The sequence below is a fragment of the Achromobacter sp. LC458 genome (assembly GCF_001005835.2).
GTDB classification, from domain to species: domain Bacteria; phylum Pseudomonadota; class Gammaproteobacteria; order Burkholderiales; family Burkholderiaceae_B; genus Achromobacter; species Achromobacter spanius_B.
This window is the reverse complement of sequence record NZ_LBHW02000040.1, coordinates 16,709-43,545: the sequence shown is the minus strand read 5'-3', so window position 1 is coordinate 43,545 and position 26,837 is coordinate 16,709. Positions and strand designations below refer to the sequence as shown.

26 protein-coding genes are annotated in these 26,837 nt (G+C 64.9%); 19 read left to right on the top strand and 7 right to left on the bottom strand.

Annotation, left to right across the window (positions count from 1 at the left end; translation table 11 throughout):
• Positions 1 to 88 precede the first annotated feature (88 nt).
• Genes fliD through YH64_RS24775 form a run of 6 tightly spaced genes read left to right on the top strand, consistent with a single transcriptional unit; the run spans position 89 to position 4,859 of the window.
• Positions 89 to 1,477 (top strand): flagellar filament capping protein FliD, encoded by a 1,389-nt coding sequence (gene fliD, locus YH64_RS24800; protein ID WP_046807465.1) that lies wholly within the window; start codon positions 89 to 91, stop codon positions 1,475 to 1,477.
• Positions 1,478 to 1,496: 19 nt separating this feature from the next.
• Positions 1,497 to 1,925 carry a flagellar export chaperone FliS gene (fliS, locus tag YH64_RS24795; protein WP_046807466.1) on the top strand — a complete coding sequence of 143 codons (429 nt, stop codon included), beginning with the start codon at positions 1,497 to 1,499 and terminating at the stop codon, positions 1,923 to 1,925.
• A gap of 47 nt (positions 1,926 to 1,972) precedes the next feature.
• Positions 1,973 to 2,329, top strand: coding sequence for a flagellar protein FliT (locus tag YH64_RS24790; protein WP_046807481.1), 357 nt, complete (start codon positions 1,973 to 1,975; stop codon positions 2,327 to 2,329).
• Complete coding sequence (locus YH64_RS24785; protein WP_143215525.1) at positions 2,326 to 3,681, top strand: flagellar hook-length control protein FliK; 1,356 nt, start codon at positions 2,326 to 2,328, stop codon at positions 3,679 to 3,681. The genes YH64_RS24790 and YH64_RS24785 overlap by 4 nt, the downstream gene beginning before the upstream one ends.
• On the top strand, positions 3,681 to 4,034 hold the full coding sequence (locus tag YH64_RS24780; RefSeq protein WP_255444725.1) for an EscU/YscU/HrcU family type III secretion system export apparatus switch protein: 354 nt from the start codon (positions 3,681 to 3,683) through the stop codon (positions 4,032 to 4,034). Before YH64_RS24785 ends, YH64_RS24780 begins: the two co-directional genes overlap by 1 nt.
• A gap of 24 nt (positions 4,035 to 4,058) precedes the next feature.
• Positions 4,059 to 4,859 (top strand): flagellar brake protein, encoded by an 801-nt coding sequence (locus YH64_RS24775; protein WP_046807468.1) that lies wholly within the window; start codon positions 4,059 to 4,061, stop codon positions 4,857 to 4,859.
• A gap of 114 nt (positions 4,860 to 4,973) precedes the next feature.
• Here YH64_RS24775 and fliE read toward each other — a convergent pair whose 3' ends face one another.
• Positions 4,974 to 5,306 carry a flagellar hook-basal body complex protein FliE gene (fliE, locus tag YH64_RS24770; RefSeq protein ID WP_046807469.1) on the bottom strand — a complete coding sequence of 111 codons (333 nt, stop codon included), beginning with the start codon at positions 5,304 to 5,306 and terminating at the stop codon, positions 4,974 to 4,976.
• 320 nt (positions 5,307 to 5,626) lie between these two features.
• Here fliE and fliF point away from each other — a divergent pair, with 320 nt between their 5' ends.
• The 13 genes from fliF (at position 5,627) to fliR (ending at position 17,008) form a co-directional block, all read left to right on the top strand.
• Positions 5,627 to 7,306, top strand: coding sequence for a flagellar basal-body MS-ring/collar protein FliF (gene fliF / locus YH64_RS24765; protein ID WP_046807470.1), 1,680 nt, complete (start codon positions 5,627 to 5,629; stop codon positions 7,304 to 7,306).
• A complete protein-coding gene (gene fliG, locus YH64_RS24760; protein ID WP_046807471.1) occupies positions 7,296 to 8,306 on the top strand; it encodes a flagellar motor switch protein FliG in 1,011 nt (336 codons plus the stop codon). Before fliF ends, fliG begins: the two co-directional genes overlap by 11 nt.
• Positions 8,299 to 9,042 (top strand): flagellar assembly protein FliH, encoded by a 744-nt coding sequence (gene fliH, locus YH64_RS24755; protein WP_046807472.1) that lies wholly within the window; start codon positions 8,299 to 8,301, stop codon positions 9,040 to 9,042. The genes fliG and fliH overlap by 8 nt, the downstream gene beginning before the upstream one ends.
• Positions 9,043 to 9,104: 62 nt before the next feature.
• Positions 9,105 to 10,538 carry a flagellar protein export ATPase FliI gene (gene fliI / locus YH64_RS24750; RefSeq protein WP_162941321.1) on the top strand — a complete coding sequence of 478 codons (1,434 nt, stop codon included), beginning with the start codon at positions 9,105 to 9,107 and terminating at the stop codon, positions 10,536 to 10,538.
• Positions 10,531 to 10,980 carry a flagellar export protein FliJ gene (gene fliJ, locus YH64_RS24745; RefSeq protein ID WP_046807473.1) on the top strand — a complete coding sequence of 150 codons (450 nt, stop codon included), beginning with the start codon at positions 10,531 to 10,533 and terminating at the stop codon, positions 10,978 to 10,980. Before fliI ends, fliJ begins: the two co-directional genes overlap by 8 nt.
• Before the next feature lie 24 nt (positions 10,981 to 11,004).
• Entirely contained in the window at positions 11,005 to 12,387 is a 1,383-nt protein-coding gene (locus YH64_RS24740) for a flagellar hook-length control protein FliK (protein ID WP_046807474.1), read from the top strand.
• A 170-nt stretch (positions 12,388 to 12,557) separates the two neighbouring features.
• Positions 12,558 to 13,175 (top strand): flagellar basal body-associated FliL family protein, encoded by a 618-nt coding sequence (locus YH64_RS24735; protein ID WP_046807475.1) that lies wholly within the window; start codon positions 12,558 to 12,560, stop codon positions 13,173 to 13,175.
• Positions 13,176 to 13,177: 2 nt separating this feature from the next.
• Complete coding sequence (gene fliM, locus YH64_RS24730) at positions 13,178 to 14,185, top strand: flagellar motor switch protein FliM (RefSeq protein WP_046807476.1); 1,008 nt, start codon at positions 13,178 to 13,180, stop codon at positions 14,183 to 14,185.
• Positions 14,178 to 14,744, top strand: coding sequence for a flagellar motor switch protein FliN (fliN, locus tag YH64_RS24725; RefSeq protein ID WP_046807477.1), 567 nt, complete (start codon positions 14,178 to 14,180; stop codon positions 14,742 to 14,744). The genes fliM and fliN overlap by 8 nt, the downstream gene beginning before the upstream one ends.
• Before the next feature lie 12 nt (positions 14,745 to 14,756).
• Positions 14,757 to 15,080, top strand: coding sequence for a flagellar biosynthetic protein FliO (gene fliO / locus YH64_RS24720; protein ID WP_006219060.1), 324 nt, complete (start codon positions 14,757 to 14,759; stop codon positions 15,078 to 15,080).
• Between the two features lie 27 nt (positions 15,081 to 15,107).
• On the top strand, positions 15,108 to 15,899 hold the full coding sequence (fliP, locus tag YH64_RS24715) for a flagellar type III secretion system pore protein FliP (RefSeq protein ID WP_082134665.1): 792 nt from the start codon (positions 15,108 to 15,110) through the stop codon (positions 15,897 to 15,899).
• 16 nt (positions 15,900 to 15,915) lie between these two features.
• Positions 15,916 to 16,185, top strand: a complete 270-nt coding sequence (fliQ, locus tag YH64_RS24710) for a flagellar biosynthesis protein FliQ (protein ID WP_006219058.1) — start codon at positions 15,916 to 15,918, stop codon at positions 16,183 to 16,185.
• Between the two features lie 34 nt (positions 16,186 to 16,219).
• Positions 16,220 to 17,008 carry a flagellar biosynthetic protein FliR gene (fliR, locus tag YH64_RS24705; protein ID WP_046807478.1) on the top strand — a complete coding sequence of 263 codons (789 nt, stop codon included), beginning with the start codon at positions 16,220 to 16,222 and terminating at the stop codon, positions 17,006 to 17,008.
• A 97-nt stretch (positions 17,009 to 17,105) separates the two neighbouring features.
• Here fliR and YH64_RS24700 read toward each other — a convergent pair whose 3' ends face one another.
• From YH64_RS24700 to YH64_RS24675, 6 genes are all read right to left on the bottom strand, one after another.
• On the bottom strand, positions 17,106 to 18,155 hold the full coding sequence (locus YH64_RS24700) for a T6SS immunity protein Tli4 family protein (protein WP_143215524.1): 1,050 nt from the start codon (positions 18,153 to 18,155) through the stop codon (positions 17,106 to 17,108).
• Positions 18,152 to 19,864, bottom strand: coding sequence for a triacylglycerol lipase (locus YH64_RS24695; RefSeq protein WP_046807479.1), 1,713 nt, complete (start codon positions 19,862 to 19,864; stop codon positions 18,152 to 18,154). The genes YH64_RS24700 and YH64_RS24695 overlap by 4 nt, the downstream gene beginning before the upstream one ends.
• Entirely contained in the window at positions 19,861 to 22,458 is a 2,598-nt protein-coding gene (locus tag YH64_RS24690) for a type VI secretion system Vgr family protein (RefSeq protein WP_143215523.1), read from the bottom strand. Before YH64_RS24690 ends, YH64_RS24695 begins: the two co-directional genes overlap by 4 nt.
• Positions 22,459 to 22,542: 84 nt before the next feature.
• Positions 22,543 to 24,138, bottom strand: coding sequence for a PAS domain-containing methyl-accepting chemotaxis protein (locus YH64_RS24685; protein ID WP_046807733.1), 1,596 nt, complete (start codon positions 24,136 to 24,138; stop codon positions 22,543 to 22,545).
• A gap of 352 nt (positions 24,139 to 24,490) precedes the next feature.
• The gene (locus tag YH64_RS24680) at positions 24,491 to 26,221 is read right to left on the bottom strand and encodes a methyl-accepting chemotaxis protein (protein WP_046807734.1); all 1,731 of its coding nucleotides are present in this window, start codon (positions 26,219 to 26,221) and stop codon (positions 24,491 to 24,493) included.
• A gap of 138 nt (positions 26,222 to 26,359) precedes the next feature.
• Positions 26,360 to 26,827 (bottom strand): hypothetical protein, encoded by a 468-nt coding sequence (locus tag YH64_RS24675; RefSeq protein WP_046807735.1) that lies wholly within the window; start codon positions 26,825 to 26,827, stop codon positions 26,360 to 26,362.
• Between the last annotated feature and the right edge of the window lie 10 nt (positions 26,828 to 26,837).

Below are 26,837 nucleotides of genomic sequence, written 5' to 3'. Positions count from 1 at the left end.
CCCGAATTAGGCCCGCCTTATGCCCTTACCCGGCCAATCGCCGGCATCATATTTTTGACAGAATCGCATCGCTAGGAAGGAATTTCACATGGCTTCTATTACCAACCTTGGGTCCGTGTCCGGCTTGCCGCTGGAAAAGATCCTGTCGGACCTGCAAGACGCCGAGACGAAAAAGCTGTCGGTCTACACGACCCGCGCCGAAAGCTACCAAACCCGTATCGACGCTTACTCGCAGCTGCAAAGCGCGTTGGAAGCCCTTCAGTCGTCTGCCGCCGTGCTGGGCAAGACCGAAACGATGGCTGCCATCAAGGGCAGCGTGACCGGCGGTTCCGCCCTGACGGCCACTGTGGCCGCGGAAGGCGCGGTGGCTGGCGAGTACACCATCGAAGTGAAAAACCTGGCGCGTGCCCAAAGCCTGCAATCGTCGGCCATTGCCGACCGCACGGCCCAGAACGGCGCCACCGGCACCTTTGAAATCGAACTGGCCGACGGCACCAAGCGTACCGTCGACCTGAAAGACGACACGTCGCTGAACGGGATCGTCAAAGCCATCAACGCCGACGACAAGACCGGCCTGCGCGCCACGGTCATCAACGACGGCAATGGCAACAACTTCCTGATGCTGACCGCGCGTGACACGGGCGAGAAGGCATCGGTCAAGTCCATTACCGTCAACGGCGACCAGTCGCTGAAAGACATCCTGACCTTCAGCACCGACGCCGGCGGCGTCACCAGCGGCATGACGGCCACCAAGGGCCAGGACGCCGAAGTCATCATCAACGGCATCCCGGTCAAGAGCGGTTCGAACAACATTTCGACCGCCATCGACGGCATCACGTTGAACCTGGCTGAAAAGACGGACGCCGACAAGCCGATCACGCTGAAGCTGGAAGCCGATACCTCGGTCGCCAGCAAGGCCGTGCAGGACTTCGTCACCAAGTACAAGACGCTGCAAACCACGATCAAAAACCTGACGTCGTTCGACGCCAAGGCCGCCACCAACCAGCCGCTGACCGGCGACGGTACGACGCGTTCGATCCAATCCGCCCTGTCCGGCGCGCTGCAAGGCGTGCTGGGCAACGGCACGCTGAAATCGCTGGCAGACCTGGGCATCACCACGGATGCCACCGCCCGCGAATTGAAGCTGGACACGACCAAGCTGACCAAGGCCCTGACGGAAAACCCGGCAGACGTCACCAAGCTGCTGACCGGCGAAAACGGCCTGGCCAAGAACATCGACGCCGCCCTCAAGGACGTGCTGGGTTCGACGGGTTCGCTCAAGACGCGCCAGGACGGCTTGGCCAAGTCCATCACTGCCGTGGATGCGCAGAAGGCACGCGCCAAAGCGTCCAGCGACGCTGAAATCGAACGGATGCGCTCGCAGTTTGTTGCGCTGGACACCTTCTACATGAAGATGCAAAGCACAGGCGCGTACCTGACCCAGCAGTTTGAGGCAATGAATAAGTCCAACAAGTAACTTATAGAAGATGCATTAAATGACGTATGCCGCCCGACGGCCCTCAGGGTCTTATTCTGTTCGTTCCTACGCCGATATCGGTCTGGAAACGCAAGTCCTGGGCGCAAGCCCGGAGCGGCTGATCACCCTGCTGTATCTGGGTGCGCGGGCGGCCATCGGGCAGGCACGTATCCATTTGAACGAAGGCCGGATCGCCGAGCGCGGCGCCGCCATCTCGAAAGCGATCAAGATCGTCGATGAAGGTCTGAAGACGGGGCTTAATATGGAGGCCGGCGGCGATATCGCCGCCAACCTCGCCCTGCTGTACGACTACATCATCCGCACGCTGCTGACGGCGAACCTGAAGGCGGATGCCGAACAGCTGGATATTGCCGACCGCCTGCTGGCCGACCTGGCCGAGGCCTGGCAGACTTCCATCGACCGGCCTGCCGGCGGCATGGAGCCGTAATGGCCAGAACCATGTCCCTAGCCAGCCTGCGCACGCCCGAGATTTCCATGACGTCCCTTACCCAGTCCCTTCCCTCCATCCTGGAAAACTACCAGGAGATTGCTGACATCACGGGGGAAATGCTCTCCGCCGCCAAGGCCGGCGACTGGGACCTGGCCATGGTGCACGGCCAGCAATACTGCGAACGCGTCGAACGCCTGCGTCAGACCGAACAAAAGGCGCCGCTGGACGAAGCCACGCGCGCCATGAAGTACGACCTGCTGGTGCGCATCCTGGAAAACGACGCGCTGACGCGTGATCTGGCCATTCCTCAACTGGCCCGCCTGGGCGAACTGCTGGGGCGCATGAAGCGCCAGCAGACGCTGCTGTCGGCCTACGGATACCAGCAGGCGCCTGAAGAATGAGCGTCGGTCCCGCCGCACTCGGTAACGTCCTGGTGCAGCGGTTGGACGCCGTGCTTGGCACGACGATGTCCGCCGCGAATGCCAACCAGGTTTCGGGCGCCCGGCCGGACGCCGTCAGCCAGCCTGGCGGCCCGGAAAAGCCCGGGTCGTCGGACGGGTCCACCCGCGATCCCCGGCAAGGCATACAAACTGGCGGCGCCCGAGGCGACCGCCAGAATACCGTTGTCGACGCCAAGACCGCCGCCGCGCTGGCGCTGGCCGCGCGCGGGCTGGTCACCAGTAGCGACACCACCGCGTCCGCGCCGACCACGCTGGGCACCACCGCCCGCACGATTCTTGCCTTGCTGGCGCAGTTTCCAGAAGCCGCGCCCGCCGTCCAGGGACGCGCCCCGCTGTGGAACGCCAATGGCGGCGCGGCTGAGCAAGCGCCCGCCCAAGCCGGATCCCAACCCGCGCCCGCGAACGGCCCGGCCGCCCAGCCCGGACAAGCCGCGCAGACGTTGCCGGGCGCCCCGCAGACGGGCGCTGCCGCGAACACCGCCGCCCCCTCCGTCCCCCCTTCCGCCGCGACGGCCGGCGCCGATGCGGCCGCCGGCACCAAGGCCGGCCGCCCCGCCGGCCACGCCGACACGGCTGCCACGCGCGGCGCCGACGCCGCGGCCCATGCCGCGCTTGCCGCCGGGGGCCCGTCGGCACGCCTGCTGGGGCAGGCGCTGCGCCAGGCCTTGCAGACCAGCGGGCTGTTCTACGAATCGCACCTGACCGACATGGTGTTCGGCCGCACCAACCCGGACGCGCTGCAAAAAGAGCCCCAGGCCAACCTGACCAAAGACCCCGCCCAGCAGAACGCGATGCTGGCGCGCAACCGCGCCGATGCGCCCGCCGCCAACCGCGCGGCCGGCGGCGGCGATGCGGCAACAGGCACCGGAACCTCGACCAGTCCGGCACCCGGCACGCCCGTAGCCGGCATCCACCAGGACCTGACCGTGCTGGTTCGCCAACAGCTGGACGTGCTGGCCAACCAATCGCTGACCTGGCAAGGCGAAGCCTGGCCCGGCACGCCGATGGAATGGGAAGTGGAACGCGACCCCTACGGCGGCGATCCCGATTCGGCCACGCCCACCTGGGCCACGCGCTTGAAGCTGGACCTGCCGCGCCTGGGGCTGGTGGACGCCCGCCTGAATTTGGCAGGCGACCAGATCGTCCTGCAACTGGTCGCGCCGCTGGCCGCCGGTGAAATCAACGATGCGTCCGACCAGCTGCGCTCGCGCCTGTTGGCCGCCGGCCTGACGCTGAGCAACCTGGCGGTCAGCGTGACGGACCCGCGCCCCGTCATCCCGACCGACTTCTGATGAGCAACATCTCCTATTCCGAGGACGGCGGCCAAATTGGTGGCTCCAATGCCGGCCCCCATGCCGGCCCCAATGCCAACCGCAATGCCGCCGTCGCCATTTCCTACGACGACAAGGACGGCGCGCCCCGCGTGGTGGCCAAGGGCTACGGCCAGCTTGCCGACACCATCGTGCGCGCCGCCGAGGAAAACGGCCTGTATGTGCATGAGTCCCGGGAATTGGTCGGCTTGCTCATGCAAGTGGATCTGGACGCACATATTCCTCCCCAACTGTACGTAGCGGTGGCAGAATTGCTGGCCTGGCTGTATCGCCTGGAATCGCGCGAGCTTCCCCAAGCGGCGCCGCCCGCCTGACCCCACTTTCTAAGGACCACCATCGTGTTGGAAGCCAGCGACCCGGAATTCCTGCTGACCCGGCCGGAAGACATGCGTTCCGCCCTGTTCGAGCTGACGCACCCCGACAGCCACATCCTGGTGCGCGACGCCGCCGACCGCGAGATGGCGGTGCTGGTGCTGGGCGCCGACAAGCAGACGCGCCAGTTCTTCTGGCGGCCCCGGGACTACGCCGGCGCCGACTTCGAACAGTCGGACAGCATGGGGTTGTTAAGCGGCACGACGTTCCACTTCCACGCCACCGCCTATGGCGGCGTGCAGATCCGCTTTCGCGTGCAGCGCCCCGAGGTTATTCATTTCGATGACGGCAGCGCGGCGTTGATGTCACCGTTTCCCGATCGCCTGGCCCGCATCCAGCGACGCAAGATGTTCCGCGCCTCGCTGGTTACCGGCGCGGGGCAATGCCAGGCCACGTGGCAGCCCGAACCCAAGGCCCGCCCCTTCAGCTTCACCGTGCGCGATATTTCCGTTGACGGCGTGGGCCTGCGCGCCGGGCTGGCCGTGCCCGCCCTGCCCGAGCGCGGCACCGTCATGGAAGACGTGCAGCTGGACTTCGGCGACCTGGGCAAGCTCAACGCCAACCTGGAAGTGCGCAACGTCTACCCGATTTCCGGCCAGCCGATGGTCCAGCCCGACAGCCCGGACGAAGCGCCGCGGCATTTGTCGCTGACCGGCGAACCGCCGATGAGCCACGTGGGCGCGGTGTTCCTGAACCTGGACGCGCGCCAGGAAAACTGGCTGCAAAAAGTGGTGTGGCGTCTGGAGAAAGGCGCGCAGCGTAACTGACGCGGCAGCGCAACTGACGCGGCAGCCCCGCGCCAAAAAGCAAAAAGGCCTTTCCAGTGGAAAGGCCTTTTCAAATCGACGCCGCCGTTAGACGACTTACCCGGCTTACCCGTCTTACACGGCCATCGACGAGATTTCCTTGTAGGCCGCAACCAGCTTGTTGCGCACCTGCACCGCCGTCTGAAAGCCAAGGCTGGCTTTCTGCATGTCGATGATCACATCGTTGAGCGAAATATCGGGCGCGCCCATTTCAAAGGCCTTCGCCTGCGCCGACGAGGCATTCTGCGCCGACGTCACGCGGCGGATCGAGCGCTGCAACTCGGCGGCAAAACCGTCGGGCTGGCCGACCGATTCTCCGGCGGCCAGATTGCCGGTTTCCGCCTTGCTCACGACGGTGCGCATCTGCTGGAGCATGCTTTCGATGCCGTTCAAGCCTGATACAGCCATTACCTGATTCCTTGCTGGTGGGGCGATTCGCCAATGTTGCCGCAAAGCGTACCGCCGATCGCGCGCACCCATAGCGATTAAAAACCGCCAAAAACCCCGACATTTCAACGAATGCCCATAGCCGGGGCCGGATCCGCCCATTCGCTATCGACATAGAGGATAAGTAACGCCAAAAACCGGCTGTTTTCATCGATTGGGATTGTCGACCCAACGGCAATAATCCAGGCTCTCCCCAGACCAGAAGCACGTTGCATGTGTAATCTGCCCTACCCAGACATGAAGTCCTTTTCCTTGCGCCGCGCAGCCAGCGGGAGCCGTCGATGAATCAGCAGGCCACTCTGAGTTCGTCGCTGCTGGCGAAGTTCCCTGTGCTGGAAAAGGTCCGCGCACTGCCCAAGCCCGTCTTGCTTGGCGCGGCGGCCGCCGTCGTCGCGCTGATCATCGCCGCGGTGATGTGGAGCAGCGAGCCCAAGTACAAGGTCCTGTTCTCGAACCTGGACGACCGCGACGGCGGTGCCATCGTTACGGCCCTGGGCACCATGAACGTGCCCTACCGCTACAACGAGACGGGCACCGCGCTGCTGGTGCCGGCCGACCGCGTCTACGACGCCCGGCTGCAACTGGCGTCGCAAGGCTTGCCGCGCGGCGGTTCCGTCGGCTTCGAGCTGATGGACAACGCCCGCTTCGGCGCCAGCCAGTTCGCGGAACAGATCAACTACCAGCGCGGTCTGGAAGGCGAGCTGGCCCGTTCGATCGAAGCCATGAATACCGTGCAGCACGCCCGCGTGCACCTGGCCATGCCGCGCCAGTCGCTGTTCGTGCGTGAACGCCAGGCGCCCACCGCGTCCGTGCTGCTGAACGTCTACCCGGGCCGCAGCCTGAGCGACGCGCAGGTCTCGGCGATTTCGTGGCTGGTGGCCTCCAGCGTGCCCGAGCTGACCGCCGAAAACGTCTCCATCGTCGACCAGAACGGCCGCCTGCTGTCCGCGCCGCTGGGCGAAGGACGCGGCATGGACGCCGACCAGATGCGCTTCGTGCGCGAAATGGAACAGCGCACCGTCGAACGCATCCTGACGATCCTGAACCCCTTGGTCGGCCCCGGCAACGTGCACGCGCAAGCCAGCGCCGACGTGGACTTCGCCCGCCGCGAAGAAACCTCCGAGGTCTACCGCCCGAACCAGGAACCTGGCCAGGCCGCCGTGCGCAGCCAGCAAACCAGCGATTCCACCCAGCGCGGCGTCAGCCCCGCTCAGGGCGTGCCGGGTGCATTGTCGAACCAGGCGCCTCCCAACGCGCAAGCGCCGTTGACCAACCCGCCCGCGCAGCAGCCGCCGCGCCCGGGCCAGCCGCCCGCCGCGGCCGGCGCCCAGCAACAGCAACAACAACAGCAGCAGACCGGCACCCAGGCGGCCACGGCCAACCTGAACGAGCGCCGCGACGCCACCACCAACTATGAAGTGGACCGCACCATCAGCCACATCAAGCAGCCGGTGGGCAACCTGAAGCGCCTGTCGGTGGCTGTGGTGGTGAACTACATCCGCGACAAGGACGGCGAGCCGCAAGCCCTGCCGCCCGAAGAACTGAACAAGCTGACCAACCTGGTTCGTGAAGCCATGGGCTATTCCGAAACGCGTGGCGACTCGCTGAACCTGGTCAACAGCCAGTTCAACGATGGCCCGCCGCCGCTGCCGATGTGGCGCGATCCGGAAATGATTGCCCTGTTCAAGACGATCCTGGCGTGGCTGGTGGGTCTGGTGGTTGCGTTCTGGCTGTATCGCAAGATTCGCCGCTCGGTCACCGAGTACCTGTACCCGCCGGTGGATCCGGAAATGGCTGAAGCCGAGCGTCAGGAAGCCGCTCGCGAGGCCCAGGACGCCGCCCGCAGCAAGGAACTTAGCCGTTACGAAGACAACCTGGAACGCGCCCGCACGATGGCCAACAAGGATCCGCGCGCCGTCGCGATGGTTCTGCGCACCTGGATGAGCAAAGATGAAAAATGATTCCACTCCGATGGACGGCATGACGCGCAGCGCCGTCCTGATGATGTCGCTGGGCGAAGACGCCGCAGCCGAGGTCTTCAAGTACCTGAGCGCGCGTGAAGTGCAGCAGGTGGGCGGCGCGATGGCCAGCCTGAAGCAGGTCACGCGCAACGACGTGGCCGTGGTGCTGGAAGAATTCCGCCAGGAAGCCGACCAGTTCATGGCCGTCACCCTGGGCTCGGACGACTACATCCGCAGCGTGCTGACCAAGGCGCTGGGCAGCGACCGCGCGGCCGGCCTGATCGAAGACATCCTGGAAGCCGGCGACGGCGGCAGCGGCATCGACGCGCTGAACTGGCTGGACCCGAACACCGTGGCCGAACTGATCGGCGACGAGCACCCGCAGATCATCGCAACGATCCTGGTGCACCTGGAGCGCGACCGCGCGGCCGGTGTGCTGGCCTTGTTGACCGACCGCCTGCGCAACGACGTCATGCTGCGCATCGCCACGTTCGGCGGCGTGCAGCCGGCGGCCTTGTCCGAGCTGACCGAAGTGCTCAATTCCGTGCTGGCCGGCCAAGGCGCCAAGCGCAGCAAGATGGGCGGCGTGCGCACCGCGGCCGAGATCCTGAACATGATGAATTCTTCGGACGAGGAAACCGTCGTGGCCAGCCTGCGCGAACGCGACAACGACCTGGCGCAAAAGATCATCGACGAGATGTTCGTGTTCGACAACCTGCTCGACGTCGAAGACCGCGCCATCCAGCTCATCCTCAAGGAAATCGACAACGACACGCTCATGGTCGCGCTCAAGGGTGCCCAGGAAGAGCTGCGTGCGAAGTTCCTGCGCAACATGTCCAGCCGTGCCGCCGAAATGCTGCGCGAGGACCTGGAAGCGCAAGGCCCCATCCGCATGTCGAAGGTGGAAGGCGAGCAGAAGAAGATCCTGCAAATCGCCCGCCGCCTGGCCGAGAGCGGCCAGATCGTGCTGGGCAATTCCGGAGACGACGCGTATGTCTGAAGCGGACAACGGCGCGACGACGCTCATCTCGCGCAGTGCCGCCTGGCGGCGCTGGCAGATGCTGTCGTTCGACGAGCCGGCGACCGTCGAAGCGGAGCCCGAACCGGAACCCGATCCCGGTCCGGACCCCGCGGTAGTGATGGCGCAGCTGCGCGCCCAGGCCATGGCCGAAGGTCGCGAGGAAGGCTACGCGCAGGGCCATGCGGCCGGCGTTGAAGCCGGCCAGCAGGCGGGCCACGAAGCGGGTTACGCCGCGGGCCGCGAAGCCGGTTACGCCGAAGGGCTGGCCCAGGCGCGCCAGCAAGGCGCGGAGGAAGCGCAGCGCTTGAACGCGCTGGTGCAAGCCTGCGCCGCGTCCGTGGGCGCGCTGGAAGAAAAGATGGGCCAGAGCCTGCTGACGCTGGCGCTGGACATTGCGCAGCAGGTCGTGCGCACCACCCTGTCCGAACAACCCGACACCGTGATTGCCGCCGTGCGCGATGTGCTGCACATCAACCCGTCGGCCGGCGGCCAGATGCGTTTGTGGGCCAACCCCGAAGACATCGAGCTGATCCGCCTGCACCTGGCGGACGAACTGAAAGAAGGCCATTGGCGCGTGCTGGCCGATGAGTCCATCGCGCGCGGCGGCTGCCGTGCCGAAACGCCTTTTGGCGATATCGACGCCACCTTGCAAACCCGCTGGCGCCGCGTGGCGGCCTCGCTGGGCCGCAACGTGTCGTGGGAGGACCCGGCGTGAACGGCGATCAGCCTTCGGCGCAGACCGCCCAACCCACCCTGCCCGCGACCTCCGCGAGCACGGTGCCGGTGCTGGACCGCTGGAAGACGCAGCTGGAGATCGGTTCGATCCGCGCGGCGTCCACCGACCCCTGGCTGGTCAGCGGCAAGATCACCCGCGCCACCGGTCTGGTGCTGCATGCCACCGGCCTGCGCCTGCCCGTGGGCGCGGCCGCCCGCATTGAAATCGCGCGCGGCCACGATCACTGGGCCGATGCCGAAGTGGTGGGCTTTGATGGCCACACCTTGTACCTGATGCCGCAAGCCGATATTTCCGGCCTGCCGCCCGGCGCGCGCGTCGTGCCCGGCGAGCCGCCCGTGCAACGCGCAATTCCGCTGCCGCGCAAGGCCGAATTAAATGGCAATGCCAAGCCGCAGCTGGGCCGCCACCTGCCTGTGGGCAACGCGCTGCTGGGCCGCGTGCTGGACGGCGCGGGCCGCCCGCTGGACGGGCTGGGCCCGCTGACCGGCGCCGAACTCGCGCCCTTGTCCGCGCTGCCCATCAACCCCTTGTCGCGCGCGCCGATCGACACCGTGCTGGACACGGGCGTGCGCGCCATCAACGGTTTGTTGACGGTGGGACGCGGCCAGCGCATGGGCCTGTTCGCCGGTTCGGGCGTGGGTAAATCCGTGTTGCTGGGCATGATGGCCCGCTACACCAAGGCCGACGTCATCGTCGTGGGCCTGATCGGCGAACGCGGCCGCGAAGTCAAGGAATTCATCGAACACAACCTGGGCCCCGAGGGCCTGGCGCGCTCGGTCGTCGTGGCCGCGCCCGCCGACGTGTCCGCGCTGCTGCGCCTGCAAGGCGCGGCCTATGCCACGCGCCTGGCCGAGCACTTTCGCGATCAGGGGCTGGACGTCTTGCTGATCATGGATTCGCTGACGCGCTACGCCATGGCCCAACGCGAAATCGCGCTGGCCATCGGCGAGCCGCCCGCCACCAAGGGCTACCCGCCGTCGGTATTCGCCAAGCTGCCGATGCTGGTCGAACGCGCCGGCATGGGTGCACCGGGGCCGTCCGGCAAGGCCGGTTCCATCACCGCGTTCTACACGGTGTTGGCCGAAGGCGACGACCAACAAGACCCCATCGCCGATTCGGCCCGTGCCATTTTGGACGGCCACGTGGTGCTGTCGCGCCATCTGGCCGAAGCCGGGCACTACCCCGCCATCGATATCGAGGCGTCGATCTCGCGCGCCATGACGTCGCTGATCACGCCGCAGCAATTCGCCGTGGTGCGTCGCTTCAAGCAGAACCTGTCGCGCTACCAGCGCAACCGCGACCTGATCGCGGTGGGCGCCTACGCGGCGGGCAACGATCCGCAGCTGGACGAAGCCATCGCCCGCTATCCGCGCCTGGAAGCCTTCTTGCAGCAAGACATCGGCGAGAACATCGGCTACGACGAAGCCGTCAACCAGTTGCGCGCCAGTTTCGAGTTAAGGGACACCTATGCCTAGCCAATTGCCCTTGGACATGTTGATCAACCTGGCCAAGGAAAGCACGGACGAAGCCGCGCGCCTGTTGGGCCGCCTCAGCGCCGAACGCACCAACGCCGAGCGCCAGCTGGGTATGTTGAGCGACTATCGCCAGGACTACCTGGAACGTCTGCAACAGGCCATGACGACCGGCATGTCGGCCAGCGATTGCCACAACTACCAGCGCTTTATCGGCACCCTGGACGACGCCATCGGCCAGCAGCAGGCGGTGTTGCGCCAGGCCGATGACAACCTGGCCAAGGGCCGCCAGTACTGGCAACAGGAAAAGCGCAAGCTCAGCTCGTACGACGCCCTGGCGCAGCGCGAACTGCGCGCGCAGGCCGTCGTGGAATCGCGCCGCGAACAACGCGCCAATGATGAATATTCCGCCCGCCTGGTCCAGCGCCAGGCCGGGATGCATTAAGCAATACCTAACAGGAAGCCCCAGATGACCGCTCCCCTGCCCTTGCCCACCGTCGCGCCTTTTGCGCCCACGTCCATCGCCGACGCGCTGGGTGCCAAGTCCGCACCCGCGAACAAGAAAGGCCCGAGCTTTTCCGACGTGCTGGCCCAGCAGCGCCCGAAGCCGTCCGCCGATTCGCGCCCCGCGAACAACGGCGCCAAGACGCCCACCAAGAATGCAAACGCCGGTGACGCCGGCAACGACGCCGCCGGCAAGGCCGAATCGGCCGCCTCGGGCGCCATCGATGAAGCCGTAAAGACCGCCACGTCGGCCGAAGCCGGCGCGCTGGCCGTGGCCGCCGCGCAGCAGCCGGTTGCCGCGCTGCCGCAGCAAACGCTGGAACTGGCGGCGCAGGCCGCCGAACAGGTGCAGCTGGCACGCGGCACCGCCGAGTCCGCCGCCACCGCGATGAGCAACGGCGCAGCCATCCTGACCGCCGCGCTGACCGCCGCCGATGCACCCGCCACCCCGCGCACGCCGGTTGCCGCCACCGCCGTCCAGGCCGAAGCTGCCCTAGCCGCCGCCGCGCGCGACGCCCAGGCCGCGCAACCCATCCTGACCAGCGCCGTCAAACCGGGCAGCGCCGTGCCCCCGGTAGCGGACGCCGCGCCGGCCGCCAAGCCCGCCGCGCCCACCACGGCCAAGGCCGATGCGCCGCGTCTGGCGCCCGAGATCCCCTTGCCGCGCGTGGCGCGCGACACGCACGCCGCTGCCGCCGAGCATACGACGACGTTGCCCGCCCACACCGAAGAGGAATTGACGGCCGCCCTGAACAGCACCGCGCAGCAATTCCAGGCGCCGCAACATGGCGCCACGCCGCAGGACAACCTGGCCCAGGCGCTTGCCGCCGCCAGCCAGCGCCAGGCCGCGCCGGTCGTGAACCAGGCCGCCATCGCCCCGCCGGCCGTACCGCTGGTGATGCAGGTCGCCACGCCCGTTGGCGGCACGCATTGGGGCACCGAGCTGGGCCAGCAGGTCGTCATGATGAGCACCAACGCACGCCAGGGCATGCAGACCGCCGAGTTGCGCCTGGACCCGCCCGACCTGGGCCCCTTGCGCGTCAGCCTGAACCTGTCGGATGGCGTGGCCAGCGCGTCGTTCGTGTCGGCGCATGCCTCCGTGCGCCAGGCCATCGAAACCGCGATCCCGCAACTGCAACAGGCGCTGGCGCAAGCCGGTATCTCGCTGGGCCAGACCAGCGTGGGCGAACAGGCCGCGCAGCAGGAATTCGCACAGCAACAAGGCAATGGCGGATCGCATCGGCAGTCGGGCAATGGATCGGCGGTTGCCGATGCATCGGCCGATATCGCCGCGCCCACCGTGACGGTGTCGCGCAACGCCAACGCACTGGTCGACACCTTTGCCTGATAAACACGCGGCCCGCGACCGGCAACGGAAGCGGGCGGTGCAGCAATAGCTTGAGATACGCGGCTTTCGCCCTGTTTTTCGCCTCCAAGGCGAGACGCACTTTGGGGCAGAATGCTTTCATCCACTAAGAATCCGTTTTCACCAGCGGCTTAATACGCATCGAAACCGAGATGGCGACTACCAAACCTATTACCGCGCCGTCGGGCGCCAAGAAATCCGGCGGCATCGGCGTCCTTCGCCTGCTGCTGGGCCTTCTGGTCCTGCTCATCGTTGCAGGCGCCAGCGCCGGCGCAACCTGGTTCATCACGCAGCGCATGCAGCAACCGCCCGCCGGCGCTGCCGTGCAATTGGGCGTGGGCCAGGTGCCCGGCGCCCAGCCCGGCCAACCCGGTCAGCCGGGTCAGCCCGGCCAAGGCCCGCAAGCCACCCCGACCACGTTTGTTGCGCCGCCCGCCGGCCCCATCGCCGTGCCCGCGCCGATCTTCGTGCCCATCGAAGCATTCACCGTCACGCTGCAAAACGCCGACACCGAACGCATCATGCACGTGGGCCTGACCCTGCGCGTCAGCGACGAGCAGACCCGCACGCGCCTGGAAAAGTACATGCCTGAAGTGCGCAGCCGCATCCTGATGGTGCTGTCGTCGCAATCGCCCACCGGCGTGCAGACCCAGCAAGGCAAGACCGACATGGCCAACGCGATCAAGGTCGCGGTCAACCGTCCGTTCTCGCCGTTGCCCGACGGCCAGTATGTCACCGACGTACTGTTCACGGCGTTCGTGGTGCAATAAGCATGGCCTACGAGGCATTCCTTTCGCAGGACGAAGTCGATGCGCTGCTTGCCGGCGTTACCGGCGAGAGCGATAGCAAGTCGGCGGCCGCGAACTCCAATGATGGCGCGCGTGCCTATGACCTGAGCTCGCCCGAGCGCGTCGTGCGCCGCCGCATGCAGACGCTGGAGCTCATCAACGAACGCTTTGCGCGGCATATGCGCAACGTGCTGTTGAACTTCATGCGCCGCAGCGCCGACATTACCGTCGGCTCGATCAAGATCCAGAAGTACGCGGACTTTGAACGCAACCTGCCCGTGCCCAGCAATCTGAACATGATTCAGATGAAGCCGCTGCGTGGCACGGCGCTGTTCACGTATGACCCGAACCTGGTGTTCCTGGTTATCGACAGCCTGTTCGGTGGCGATGGCCGCTACCACACGCGCGTCGAAGGCCGGGACTTCACCACGACCGAGCAGCGCATCATCCGGCGCCTGCTCAACCTGACCCTGGAAAGCTACGGCAAGTCCTGGGACCCCGTCTATCCGATCGAATTCGAGTACGTGCGCTCGGAGATGCACACCAAGTTCGCCAGCATCACCGGCAACAATGAAGTGGTGGTCGTCACCTCGTTCCATATCGAATTCGGCGCGACCGGCGGCGACCTGAACATCTGCCTGCCCTATTCCATGATCGAGCCGGTGCGCGATCTGCTGACGCGGCCGCTGCAGGAAACCACGCTGGAAGAAGTTGACCAGCGCTGGTCGCAGCAGCTGTCGCGCCAGGTGCGCAGCGCCGATATCGACGTGGTGGCGGAATTTGCGCGCATCCCGTCCTCGATCCGCGAACTGATGAATTTGAAGGTGGGCGACGTCCTTCCCGTGGACGTGCCCGAGACCATCATCGCCAATGTGGATGGCGTGCCGCTGATGGAATGCGGCTACGGCGTCTTCAACGGCCAGTACGCGCTACGCGTACAGAACATGTTTACCTACGATACCGATTCAAACGAGGCCCCCGACCATGACTGACAAGAACGAGCCTGGCTCCGGCTCGTCCCCGGCCGACGACTGGGCCGACGCGCTCGCCGAACAATCCCGCGCCAACCCGCCCACGCAAGCCGACGGCTTAAAGCCGCAGGACGACTGGGCGGCCGCGATGGCTGAACAAACCGCCTCGGCGCCCGCTCCCGCTGCTGCGGCACCGGCACCCGCGCCGGCACCGGCTGCTCCCGCACCGGCCGCTGCCCCCGCTGCCCCCGCCGCGCAATCGGCGGCGCAGTCGGTGTTCAAGCCGCTGGCCGGCGCCACAAGCGGCACCGGCACCGACATCGACCTGATCATGGACGTTCCCGTCCAGTTGACGGTTGAACTGGGACGCACCCGCCTGACCATCAAGAACCTGCTCCAGCTGGGCCAGGGTTCCGTGGTCGAGCTGGACGGCCTGGCTGGCGAGCCGATGGACATCTTCGTGAACGGCTACCTCATCGCCCAAGGCGAAGTCGTGGTTGTGGAAGACAAGTACGGCATCCGCCTGACCGACATCATCACCCCGTCCGAGCGGATCAACCGCTTGAACAACCGCCGCTAGCAGTCCGGCGCCATGACTGAATCCGCCCTGCTGCGCGTCATCATCGGCCTGGTGCTGGTGGTGGCCGCCATCCTGGTATCGGCCTGGCTGGCGCGGCGGGCCGGATTGACCCAGCGCGGCGGCGGCAACCTGCTCAAGCAAGTGGCCAGTCTGCCCGTTGGGGCGCGCCAAAGCATCGTCGTCGTTGAAATCGACAACACCTGGCTGGTGGTGGGCGTAGGCCCGAACCAGCTCACCACGCTGCATACCCTGCCCGCCGGCCAGATGCCGGAGGGTTCGCCCTTGCCCGCCGCGGCCTTCGCGGCCAAGCTGGGCCAGGCGCTCAAGCGCCGCTAGCGCGACACGCGCATCTTTGCGACACCCATGAGCTTTCTCTCTCGCACGACACTCCTGCCTGCTCGCCCGCGCGCGCTGCCCCTGCTGGCCGCCGCCGCAGTGCTGGGCCTGGCCTTCTTTCCCGCCGGAGTCGTCGCCCAGGCCACCCTGCCCGCCCTGACGGCCACCCCCGGCCCCAACGGCTCGGAGACGTATTCGCTCAGCATGCAGACGATGCTGCTGATGACGTCCTTGTCGTTCCTGCCGGCCGCCTTGCTGATGATGACGGGCTTCACCCGCATCATCATCGTGCTGGGCCTGTTGCGTAGCGCGATGGGCACGGCGATGTCGCCGCCCAACCATGTGCTGATCGGGCTGGCGCTGTTCCTGACCTTCTATACGATGTCGCCGGTGTTCGACAAGATCTACGCCGACGCCTACAAGCCCTTGTCCGAAGGGTCAATCCAGTTCGAGACCGCCGTGGAACGCGCCGCCGGTCCGCTGCGTACGTTCATGCTGCACCAGACCCGCGAGAACGACCTGTCGCTGTTCGCCAACCTGGCCAAGCAGCCCGCGCTGGAAGACCCATCGCAGGTGCCCTTGCGCATCCTGGTGCCCGCCTTCATCACCAGTGAATTGAAGACGGCGTTCCAGATCGGCTTCACGATCTTCATCCCGTTCCTGATCATCGACCTGGTGGTGGCCAGCGTGCTGATGGCGCTGGGCATGATGATGGTGCCGCCCGTGACCGTGGCGCTGCCGTTCAAGCTGATGCTGTTCGTGCTGGCCGATGGCTGGAACCTGCTGATGGGCTCTCTGGCCCAGAGCTTCTACCAATAACGCCGGAGCAATCGCCATGACCGCGGAAACCGTCATGACCATGGCCTACCAGGCGATGAAGATCGTCCTGGCGATGGCCGGCCCGCTGCTGCTGGTGGTGCTGGTGGTGGGCCTGGTCATCAGCATCTTCCAGGCCGCCACGCAGATCAACGAAATGACGCTGTCGTTCATTCCGAAGCTGCTGGCCATGTGCGGCGTGCTGGTGCTGCTGGGCCCGTGGCTCATCGGCGTCATGGTCGACTACATCCGGCAGCTGATCGGCCAGATTCCCATGCTGGTGTCCTGAGCGGCCCGCGCCGCCCGGCCCCGGACGTCTCCTCATGATCGCCTTCACGCTCGAACAGCTCAACGGCTGGATCGGCCAGTTTCTCTGGCCCTTCGTGCGTATCCTGGCGCTGATCGGCACCGCGCCGCTGTTCTCGGAATCCGCCGTTCCCGTCAAGGTGAAGGTCGGCCTGTCTTTCGTGCTGGCCGTGGCGGTAAGCCCCGCGCTGGACCCCATGCCGCCGATCTCACCGGGCTCGTATGCCGGGCTGTGGATGGTGATGCAGCAGGTGCTGATCGGCATCGCCATGGGCTTCACGATGCGCATCGTGTTCGCCGCCGTGCAGACGGCCGGCGAATTCGTCGGCCTGCAAATGGGCTTGTCGTTCGCCTCGTTCTTCGACCCCAGCGCCGGCGCCAACACCGCTGTGCTGTCGCGCCTGTTCAACATGGTGGCGATGCTGACCTTCCTGGCCCTGGACGGCCACCTGCTGGTGCTGGCCGCCCTGGTGCGATCCTTCGACACGCTGCCGGTAGCGGCGATCCAGCTGCACCAGAACGGCTGGGGCGTCGTGGTGGAATGGGGCAAGACCGTCTTCGTCTCCGGCCTGCTGCTGGCACTGCCGCTGATTTGCGCGCTGCTGACCATCAACCTGGCCATGGGCATCCTGAACCGCGCCGCCCAGCAACTGTCCGTGTTCTCGGTCGGCTTTCCGGTCACGCTCATCATCGGCGTCACCGTGCTGACGGTGGTGCTTCCCCACGCGGGACCGTTCCTGGAAACGCTATTCGAATCCGGGTTGGGCGCAATGAGCCGCGTGGTGGATGCGTTGGCGGGCCGGTAGGGCCTTGCCCCTGTGATGCTGGCGGGTTGGTAGGACTGCGCCGCGCCGTCGCACTTCCAGATGCCAGGCCAGGGACAAGGCGTACCGGACGCCGCCGTCACCCCGTGCTCGCATTGCCCTGGCTTGACGACGCGCCCGCCGCGCCGGGACGCAGGCGAATGGATTCGACGATGGCATCCCATAACGCCACGGCCTCCGCGTCCGATGCAAAGGCGGGCGGTGGCGGGTTGCCTTGGTTGTCGCGGTTGCGCTCCAGGACGCCCAGTTGCGCGGCTAGATTCGGCTCGGTGATCGAGTCATCCTTGCCCTGCGATTCCCAGGTAAAGGAGTAAAGCCGCTGCCCTTCCTGGCTGCCCGCCGTGGCGTATTCCTCGGCCTGGATCGGGCCGATGTTGCGCTCGCCTTTGCGCAAGGTGGTCATGCCCGCGACTAGCTTGGCGACGCCCATCAGGAAGCCGCCCATCCTTTCCAGCAAGCGGTTTTCTTCGGCGCCAGTGCTGGAGCGGAATAGAAATTGCGCGCCGGGATGGTTGGGAAAGGTCACGCCAATTCGAAAGCTCTCCACTTGAAACGCGCTGCCCGCGATGAAGCCGCCGTCGATGCAGAAGCCGGGGTCGGTCGGGATTTCCAGCGGTTCGCGTGAACGCAGGTTGCTGGTCCAGCTTCTTACGTACCCAAAAGTCATCTCTTCGCGATCGGGCGATACAAGATGCTCCAACCGCAAAATCCGTCCCGCCGGCTGCGCCACCGCATAGGTCTCAAGGCGATAGGCCTCCAAACTGTAGTCCGCGTACCAGGAAGAGAGTCCCATCGCGTCGGGACCGAAGGCTATGCGACGTAAGAACAAACTGCCGTTACTCTTTTGATGCGGCTGTGCCTTGAGATCACGCTCTCTTGCAGCAAGGACCTCGCCAAGTGCCGAAGCCCGTTCTGTCATCCACTTCAGCGGGTCACCCCACAGCCTGTAACTGGGTCTGATAACTGCATTCGCAGGAAGGTCGATCACATACCGACCAAAGCAGTGAGTGATCCATCCATCTTTGTTCACGGTCGAACTCCGGGATTGGGTTGAGAAAGCGGTGCAGCCGGAAAGAACCAAGGAAGTCGCGACGCCGCCCGCAACCAATGCGCGAGACATGCGGTTCATGTCTGTTCCTTATCAGAAGGATGCCAGTCTGCAAGTTGCGCGATTTTGATCACACCGAATATCGCGGCCCATTGAGCACGTTCGTCGACGTAGCTATCCGCATGCTCATAGCCCATCGCCTTGTTGTATTCGCCAGTACCCTTACTGCCATGCCTGAAGCTGGCTTTGATATTGCTTCTTCCCGGTATCCGGCCGGAATCTGTTGAAACGGTTCCGTCTCCTCCACTGCCATGTGTGTCCTGCCCCTGCTCCGTCCAGGGTGGTGTAGTGGGGATTAATGTGGGCAGCTTCCGTTCGAACAGTCCTTGGTAACTGCCATTGCCGTCATCGCGAGGTTTGGCACCAAAAATTTCCAATGGAGCAGGGTCACCTTGCCAGATAATCTCGCGCCAGCTATGCAAGCCATCATCGGCGCCATAGTGTGCATAGGTTTCGGGGTGGTAGCCTGCGGCCGATAATGCTTGTTGAAACGCCCCTACCCTATTCAACATCAACTCAAAGGGCACTCGAGGTCCGGAAGGCGCTTTGGAATCTCGTGACTTCTCCAACATATTCAAGTACTTCGTGTTCTGCTCCGGCACCAAGCCATACCACGCTTCGGTTTTATAAATTTCTTCGTACGGATTCCCGCGTTGCGGATAGGCGCGGGGAACACCGGCTGCGTCTTTCAACACCTGCCCCTTGGCATCGCGCAAGAACAGCCATGGCATGCCGCCTCGGTGCTGCGTCGTGGGTAGCAATTCCAGGCCGCCCGGTGAACGCCCCACGACCGCGGTGACCTCGCCGGCGTTGGATCCCAGGATGATCTGAACCGCGCCTTCGTAACCGCAGCGCATGTGGTGATAGGCCGCTGGTGCGCCGCTGGCGGGCTGCACGCCGTGGACTACGCCCAGCACGCGGTCGTACCCCTGCAACTGAGTCAGCGCGCGGCTGACGATGCCGCCCATCGAGTGCGTGACCAAGATCACCTTCATGCTGTCGGCCTGTTCGGCGCTGATGCCGCCTTCTTCGCGGTAGTGGGCAAGCACCGTGTTTTCGATGTAGTCGCGGATGTCTGCCGCGGAATCCGCATTGGATTGCAGCCAGTTGTAGCCGCCGCACCAGACGTCGAACTGGTATTTGCCGGCGCGGATCAGTTCATCTTCTGTCAGCGCGGTGACCTGGCCCCGTTCCTCGCCGTATTCCGCTGGTTCGCGCAGGCTTTCTTCGTTCCACCATTCCTGAATTTTTCGAGCGCGATAGATGTTGTCCAGCCGTTGTTCCAAGCGGGCCAGGAACGGGTGGTAGTACATCTTGTGGGCGCTGCCCCAACCGCGTCGTCGTGCCGCGCCGGCGTTTAGGCCAGAATCGCCCAGACTGATCGGGCCGCTGTCGTCCACTTCAACGGCCGCCGGGTCCAATAGCTCCTGGCGCTCTTTGGGTCCCCGGCACCACCAAGTGAAAATCGCCGCGATCAATCCAAAAATATCTCCAAGCGAGAATCCGGTGTTTGGCGGGCACCAAACAGATTCCCGAGATTCTTTATTGCGCAAATTCGTACCCATGATCCCGGGCAGAAACACCACCGGTATCGGCGCCGGCACGGAGCAAAGCAGCACCTTGTCGCGCTTGTCTTCCGTCGGCGTCAGGCGTGTTGAATACACTCGCCGGCCCAGGTCGTCGCGTGTACACGGAATCAGCACCTCGTCATCGGGCAGCATCGGCTTCATGCGTTTTCCTTGCGATTGTCTTGTGCGTCGGAATCAGCCGACACGGTGCGCATGCTGACCAGGTCCATCAACAGATCCTGCTGCATGGGCAGGCGGCCCTGGGCGTCGGTGACCACCTGAAAGATGGCGCCGTCACCCCGGCGCAATTCCACCTTGGTGTGCGCCAGCGGCTCTAGGCTGGCGGCGTCTCGCACGACGTAGGCGTCGTCGAACGGGGTTGCGTCCCAGGTGTTGAATTCCATCGACGCGCTGCTTGGCCCCGAAAAAACGTGCTGCGCTGCCTTCACCGTAAACGTGCCCGGCATGCCCAGTTCGATGTTGCCGTCGGCGATCTTGATCGTGGCCCCGCCGCACAACAGCGTGATGTGTTTGTCGGCGGCGACCAGCACGTGTTGCTTGCTGGACGTGATTTCCGCGCTTTGATCGGCCTGGATGCGGATGGCGTTGTGCTGCGCCTGTAGCAGCATTTCGCCTTGATGCGCGATCTGGCGCAGCGCGCCGCCTTGCGAGAACAGGCCTACATCGCCGCCCGCGTTCAGCACGATCTTGTCGCCCGCGCTGACCTGCTGATGCTGCTGCGCGACGCTGTCCACATTGCCCCCGGCCGACAATACGATGCCTGCCGGCGTGGCGGCGGCGATGCCGGCTGGGGCGCTTAGCGCGATGGCGCCAACGTCGCCTAGGCCGTTACCGTCCGACTGGTTGTTGGCGCCGTGGCCCAGGTCGCGCACCGCATCCGATAGTGACTGCTGCGGCTGGGCGTCGTGGGCGACGCCTTCATGCTTCTCGGCGTAATCCCCCAGGTTGCGGGCAAGTTCCAGCGCCGCTTGCAAAGCCGCGACGATATCGGATCTATCCAACTGCCCGCCCTTGGCGTGCAGTTGCGTCTCGGCCGTCAGCAACAACCCCTTCGCCGCCCGCAGCGCTCCATGTTCATCCGTGCGCAGTTCGAACCCTTCACCGCGAGCTTGCCCACCGCTCGGACGAGGATGCGTCAGATACCCGAGATGCAGCTGCGTGTCGCCGTGTTCGCTCATCAACGCCGCGCTGATCTGCGCGGACGTGTCATCCAGCCGCAATTCGTTCGCGCGATTGCCCCGGAATTCCTTGCTCTTGATGGTGTTCAGGACGTTGTGGCGCGGCAGTTCATAGGGCGGCAGATTGGTCGCCCGGAAAGTTCTGCCGATTATCAGCGGCTGGTCCGGGTCGCCGTTTGCGAATTGCACGATGACCTCTTGTCCGATGCGAGGTATCGCCATGTGGCCCCACTGCGCACCGGCCCAGTTCTGCGATACGCGAATCCAGCAGGAGCTATGTTCGTTGTGCTCGCCTACGCGATCCCACGGGAATTGGACTTTGACGCGGCCCCACTCGTCGCAATAGATTTCTTCATTGGGCGGTCCGACCACCGTCGCCATCTGGTGGCCGTCGATGCGGGGTTTGGGTAGGGGCTCGGGCTTCCAATCGACCTTGTCGGGCACCAGTTCAGCGGTGTAGCGGTATTGTGTGCCGTGCTCCGGGCGATATTCCGAGCGGTGCATCGGGCCATGATCCAGCCCGCCTTGCTGACCGTATTCGGCTCCGAACCCGTCTTCTTCCTGGCTCGACGGCTGCACGCCCCGATGTTGCATCCGCACGGGTCGCCAACCATGGTTCCAGTCTTCACGGGGATGGCCCGCGAGATCGAACGCCACGCCAGGAACCAGGCGCGCGTCATCCCCTTCGACAAGTGCCACGCGCGCATCGCGGCGGCGGCCCAGTAAGCGCGTCTGCGTAAACGGCTGGCCCGCCTCGTCGCGTTTGTAGCGGCCGGGGTAGTCGTAACGTTCGTAGCGGGCATCCTGATGAGAAAGATCCGATGCAACCGGCGAATGTTCCTGGCTATAGCGCGGATGCGTGTACGTGTAGTCGCGCTGCGTCTGCACGGCGGTGCGCACGCGCTCGGCATAAGAAAACCGATGCAACGCCGGTTCTGCCTGATCACCGCCCGGCATCGGGTTGTAAACCACCGGCCCGCCCGCGATCTCGCCGTGGATATAAATCCGGTCGCCATGAATCAAACGGTGCCCATGCTCCGAATGCGCATAGCGATAGAAATAGCCTTCTTCTGCCGCCAGCCTGTCCAGAAACGCCAAGTCCGTGTCGCCGGCCTGCACACAATATTCGCGCGGCAGGTGTTCCTGCGTCGTCACCTGTTCGTAATCGGCAATCCCCTGCCGCTTGATGACGTCAGCCAGGATCTCGGGCGCGGACAGATGCTGGTAGATGCGCCAATCGGAACACAGCGCGGCGCGCGCCAAAGACGGTTCCAGCACCAGCCGATACCGCGTGCGCCGAAAGCCCGTGTCGCCTTGGACAAATTCAGTGACGACGCCGTGCACGTGCCGCACAGCCACCGCCCCGCGCCATATCGTGAACAGCGCCGGCTGATCCAGCAGCGCGCCGAAATCCACCGCGGGATCAAAGCTGGACAACTCCACGCATAGCCGATACGTCTCGGACAGCGCTTCGTCCAGCGTGAATTCAATGACGTCGAATGCCGCGCCACTGGCGGGCGTGAACGTAAAACGATAAATGTGCGCCTGCAAAGACACTGGCCCCTCCAGGACGAATCCAATGAGAGGGGCCAGTGTGCGCAGCGTAGGCGCCGCGCGTCTATAGGAGGCTTACGAAAAAGGCTACGGCTGCCCTGTCAGGCGGAAGACGCGAATCGTCTCGCGCAGCGCGCCGGACTGCGTGCCCAGCTGCATCACCGCACCGCCCAGTTCCTGCACCAGCGCCGTGTTCTGCACGGTCATTACGTCCATCTGCGACACGGCGGTATCGACCTGCTCGATGCCGCTGGACTGCTCTTGGGACGCTTGCGAGATCTCGCCGATGATGTCGGTGACCCGATTGACGGCGGCCACGATTTCTTCCATCGTCGCGCCCGCCTGCTCGGCCTGCGCCGAACCTTCCGACACGCGGTCCACGGAATCCTCGATCAACCCCTTGATCTCCTTGGCGGCCTGCGCGCTCTTTTGCGCCAGGCTGCGCACTTCGCCCGCCACCACCGCGAAACCCTTGCCGGTTTCGCCGGCGCGGGCCGCTTCCACGGCAGCGTTCAACGCCAGGATGTTGGTCTGGAACGCAATGCCTTCGATGATGCTGACGATGTCGGCGATCTTGCGCGAGCTGGCCGAAATGCCGTGCATGGTGTCCACCACCTGGCCCACCGCCACGCCACCGCGCCGCGCCACGTCCATGCTGCTGGCCGCCAACTGATTGGCTTGACGTGCGTTGTCCGCGTTCTGGCGCACGGTGGACGTCAGCTGCTCCATGCTGGCGGCCGTCTGCTGCAAGGAAGACGCCTGCCCTTCCGTGCGGCCGGCCAGTTCCTGGTTGCCGCGCGCGATGTGCACGGCCGCATGCGTCGTGCCCTCAATGCCGCGATAGACGTCCTGCGCGATGCCGATCAGGCTCTTGCGCATGACTTCCAGCGAGAACTTCAAGCTGCCGACTTCGTCATCCGAGTCCGCGATGATCTGCGTGGTGAGATTGCCGGCGGCAACCTGGCGCGCCATGTTGGCGGCGTCCTGCATCGGGTCCAGCAGCGACCGCGACAAGCTCCAGCCCATGCCGAAAATAGCCATCACGCCCAACGCGATCACCCCGCACCCCAGGCTGGCGCCCCACACACCCAGGCTGTCCCAATTGGCGTGCAGGCCATAGGCGCCCGCGCCCGCCACGATGCCCGCGGACACCAGGGCATGGCGGAACATGCGGCTGCGCACGCTGCGCCGGAACGGAAACGCGATCACGTCCAAGCCACGCCGCCAACCAGCGCGCACCGGCCGTCCGCGCTTGATGCGGACGCCGCGTGCCGTGCCCTCGCGGATGCGGGCGTAGAGGTCTTCTGCCATCTCGATCTGTTCGTCGGACGGGCGCACGCGCACGGACGAATACGCCACCACTTCGTCGTTCTCGACGATGGGCGTGGCGTTGGCCAGCACCCAGTAGTAGCCACCGTCCTTGCGACGATTCTTGACCAGGCCCAACCACGACTCGCCGGCTTCCAGCGTTTCCCACAGATCTGCGTAGGCTTCGGGCGGCATGTCGGGATGGCGCACGATGTTGTGTGGCTTGCCGATCAGTTCTTCGCGGGTAAATCCGCTGACTTCGACAAAAGCCGGGTTCGCGTAAACGATGCGGCCCTTGGTGTCGGTGCGCGAGATCAGGTACTGATCCTCGCGCAGCTTGGTTTCCACATCGTTGATGGGTAGGTTTACGCGCACAGCTAGTCTCCAGTGACATCTATAGAGCAGCGAATGATTAGCAGCGAGCAAACCGGCCGTAACGCCCCGGATAAACCTGTCCCCGCCCGGTTTGTCCGATGGACGCGCCGCGAGCGCCGCCCTATCGTCAAACACTGTTCACCGCCCTTCCCCAGGCGTTATTGTTATTAACGGACTTATTTTCGAAAACTTAACGTGCGTATTAATTCGCCGCTTGGGCGTCGGCACGTCAGAGCATTGCAACGTCACAGCATGGCGACGTCACAGCATTGCAACGTCACGACATTGCATCGTGACGCCGTCCAGCATGACGTTCCCGCCGAGGCGTGCCCCGGCGGGAAGTCGGTGGCGATCAGCCTTGCGTCAACGTCGGCGACGCGTAGCCGCTGAGTTGATGCGCGGGCACTTCAATGACTTCGCCCGCGTTGATCTTGAACACCGCCACGGCTTCGGCCAGGCGGTGCGCCTGATCTTGCAGCGAACCGGCGGCAGCCGCCGCTTCTTCCACCAGCGCCGCGTTCTGCTGCGTCACTTCATCCATCTGCGAGACGGCGCGGTTGACCTGGTCGATGCCGCTGGACTGCTCTTCCGATGCGGCCGAGATCTCGCCCATGATGTCCGTCACGCGCTTCACCGAGGCCACGATTTCCTGCATCGTCGCACCGGCGCGTTCCACCTGCTGCGAACCCGCGCCGACCTTGTGCACCGAGTCTTCGATCAAGCCCTTGATTTCCTTGGCGGCCTGCGCGCTGCGCTGGGCCAACGAGCGCACTTCGCCCGCCACCACCGCAAAGCCCTTGCCTTGCTCGCCGGCACGCGCCGCTTCCACGGCGGCGTTCAGCGCCAGGATGTTGGTCTGGAATGCAATGCCATCGATGACGGACACGATTTCGGAAATCTTGCGCGAGCTGGCGGAAATGCCCTGCATCGTGCTGACCACTTCCGACACCGCCGAACCACCGCGCTCGGCCACGTCCGACGCGCTGGCGGCCAATTGATTGGCCTGGCGTGCGTTGTCGGCGTTCTGCTTCACGGTAGATGCCAGTTCTTCCATCGACGCGGCGGTTTCTTCCAGCGATGCCGCCTGCTCTTCCGTGCGGCTGGACAAGTCGGTGTTGCCGGCCGCGATCTCGCGCGAACCCACGGTGATCTCGTCCACGCCACGGCGCACCGTCGCCACCGTACGCGACAGGCTTTCCTGCATGCGCTTGACGGCAGCCATCAGCTGGCCGATTTCATTATGCGATTTGACTTCCACGCGGCTGGTCAGGTCGCCGGCGGCGATCTTGTCGAAGTGCTGGCCGGCTTCCACCAAGGGGCGCACCACCAGGCGGCCGAACAGGATGCGGCAGAACACCATCAACAGCAGGGCCAGGCCCACGGCGACACCCACGGCAACCATGGCGCGGTTGAAGTTGGCTTCGGCCTGGTCGATCGTGGCTTGCTGCTGGTCGCCGATGTACTTGCTGAAGTCGCTGATCGCCTCGATGAAGGCGGCGCTGCGCGGCGTGCCATATTCGTTGTTCACCATGTAGAACGTCGAATAGTCTTCGCTGCGCAGGGCTTCGACCATCGTGTCGACGCCGTCGTCAATGTACGAGCGATAGCGGCGCACCAGGTTCATCGACAGTTGGCGGCCGGTGTCGTCCTGAAGCATGTTTTTCTGGAAGTCCGAGAAGCGGCTGCGCACGCCCGTCAGCAGGTCCGTGGCGCCCTTGAGCGCGGCGGCTGCATCGCGTGCCGAGTTCTCGCCGCTGCCCCAGCCCGATTCCTGCAAGTGGCGCGCGGCCACCATCAGGCTGACGCGGGCGCGCAGCATGTCGCTGTTAATGACCTCGACCTGCTTGGCACGTTCGGTCAGCGCGTTGACTTCGCGGATGGACTCGTAATTGTGCTGCAAGAAGAATGCCGCCAGACCGCCGACGGCCGCGATCAAGATCGCGAAGAACGCCATGACCCACAGCAGCATCGTGCCGACGCGGGCGTCGCGCAGCCGTAGCTTGCGTTTCACCTTGGGTGCGCGCGCGGCCTTTTTCTTGCCGCCTTTGCCGGCCTTTGCGCCGGATTCGAGACTCGCTTCCATATTATTTCCCCATCCCTCAGGAACTGCTCTGACCAAATGAAAAACCACCTTGTGGACACGCCCTGTTACACGGCGGGTACATTCAAGGCGACGTACATTGCGGCGTGAGCCGCAATGCTCTCTACCGGATTTCCAGCGCTACTTGCCTTTCGGCGCCAACACGGCCGGTTCGCCCGGACCAGGTATGTAGATGGTTTGGACCTCGGGTTCGGCCACGGGCTGCGCCCAGTCCTGACGCACGTCGGGCATGGGCGCGGGGCCCAGCAACTTCTGGCGTTCCCAAGGTTCCAGCAGAATATTGGTGCTGTCGACCAGCCGCATCAAGCGGCCATCCGGGCCGAACTGCAACAGCGCTTCCTTGCGGCTGTACAGTCCATCGGCGACAAACGTGATCTTGAAGGACCAGAGGGCAAGCTGCGTGCCGTCGGTCTGTCTGTATAGCTTGTCAGGCGGCGCGGTGAGCGCGCGCGAGGCTTCTTCCAGCGTCGTCTGGCCCGGGGTCAGGGTGCCCAGCTTGCCCGGATCAAAGTTATGACCCGTGGCCGCGCAGCCGCCCAGCAACAACGCGATGGCGGCGGCCGCCAGAAGATGTCTATAGCCTCGCATACCTTACCTG

Coding starts and splice junctions, on each gene's coding strand:
- fliP (WP_082134665.1), top strand. CDS start 15,108: ATGAGCTTTCTCTCTCGCACGACACTCCTGCCTGCTCGCCCGCGCGCG.
- fliS (WP_046807466.1), top strand. CDS start 1,497: ATGACGTATGCCGCCCGACGGCCCTCAGGGTCTTATTCTGTTCGTTCC.
- YH64_RS24785 (WP_143215525.1), top strand. CDS start 2,326: ATGAGCGTCGGTCCCGCCGCACTCGGTAACGTCCTGGTGCAGCGGTTG.
- YH64_RS24740 (WP_046807474.1), top strand. CDS start 11,005: ATGACCGCTCCCCTGCCCTTGCCCACCGTCGCGCCTTTTGCGCCCACG.
- fliR (WP_046807478.1), top strand. CDS start 16,220: ATGATCGCCTTCACGCTCGAACAGCTCAACGGCTGGATCGGCCAGTTT.
- YH64_RS24695 (WP_046807479.1), bottom strand. CDS start 19,864: ATGAAGCCGATGCTGCCCGATGACGAGGTGCTGATTCCGTGTACACGC.
- fliD (WP_046807465.1), top strand. CDS start 89: ATGGCTTCTATTACCAACCTTGGGTCCGTGTCCGGCTTGCCGCTGGAA.
- fliF (WP_046807470.1), top strand. CDS start 5,627: ATGAATCAGCAGGCCACTCTGAGTTCGTCGCTGCTGGCGAAGTTCCCT.
- YH64_RS24735 (WP_046807475.1), top strand. CDS start 12,558: ATGGCGACTACCAAACCTATTACCGCGCCGTCGGGCGCCAAGAAATCC.
- YH64_RS24780 (WP_255444725.1), top strand. CDS start 3,681: ATGAGCAACATCTCCTATTCCGAGGACGGCGGCCAAATTGGTGGCTCC.
- fliH (WP_046807472.1), top strand. CDS start 8,299: ATGTCTGAAGCGGACAACGGCGCGACGACGCTCATCTCGCGCAGTGCC.
- fliJ (WP_046807473.1), top strand. CDS start 10,531: ATGCCTAGCCAATTGCCCTTGGACATGTTGATCAACCTGGCCAAGGAA.
- YH64_RS24675 (WP_046807735.1), bottom strand. CDS start 26,827: ATGCGAGGCTATAGACATCTTCTGGCGGCCGCCGCCATCGCGTTGTTG.
- fliN (WP_046807477.1), top strand. CDS start 14,178: ATGACTGACAAGAACGAGCCTGGCTCCGGCTCGTCCCCGGCCGACGAC.
- fliQ (WP_006219058.1), top strand. CDS start 15,916: ATGACCGCGGAAACCGTCATGACCATGGCCTACCAGGCGATGAAGATC.
- YH64_RS24680 (WP_046807734.1), bottom strand. CDS start 26,221: ATGGAAGCGAGTCTCGAATCCGGCGCAAAGGCCGGCAAAGGCGGCAAG.
- fliE (WP_046807469.1), bottom strand. CDS start 5,306: ATGGCTGTATCAGGCTTGAACGGCATCGAAAGCATGCTCCAGCAGATG.
- YH64_RS24790 (WP_046807481.1), top strand. CDS start 1,973: ATGACGTCCCTTACCCAGTCCCTTCCCTCCATCCTGGAAAACTACCAG.
- fliM (WP_046807476.1), top strand. CDS start 13,178: ATGGCCTACGAGGCATTCCTTTCGCAGGACGAAGTCGATGCGCTGCTT.
- fliO (WP_006219060.1), top strand. CDS start 14,757: ATGACTGAATCCGCCCTGCTGCGCGTCATCATCGGCCTGGTGCTGGTG.
- YH64_RS24700 (WP_143215524.1), bottom strand. CDS start 18,155: ATGAACCGCATGTCTCGCGCATTGGTTGCGGGCGGCGTCGCGACTTCC.
- fliG (WP_046807471.1), top strand. CDS start 7,296: ATGAAAAATGATTCCACTCCGATGGACGGCATGACGCGCAGCGCCGTC.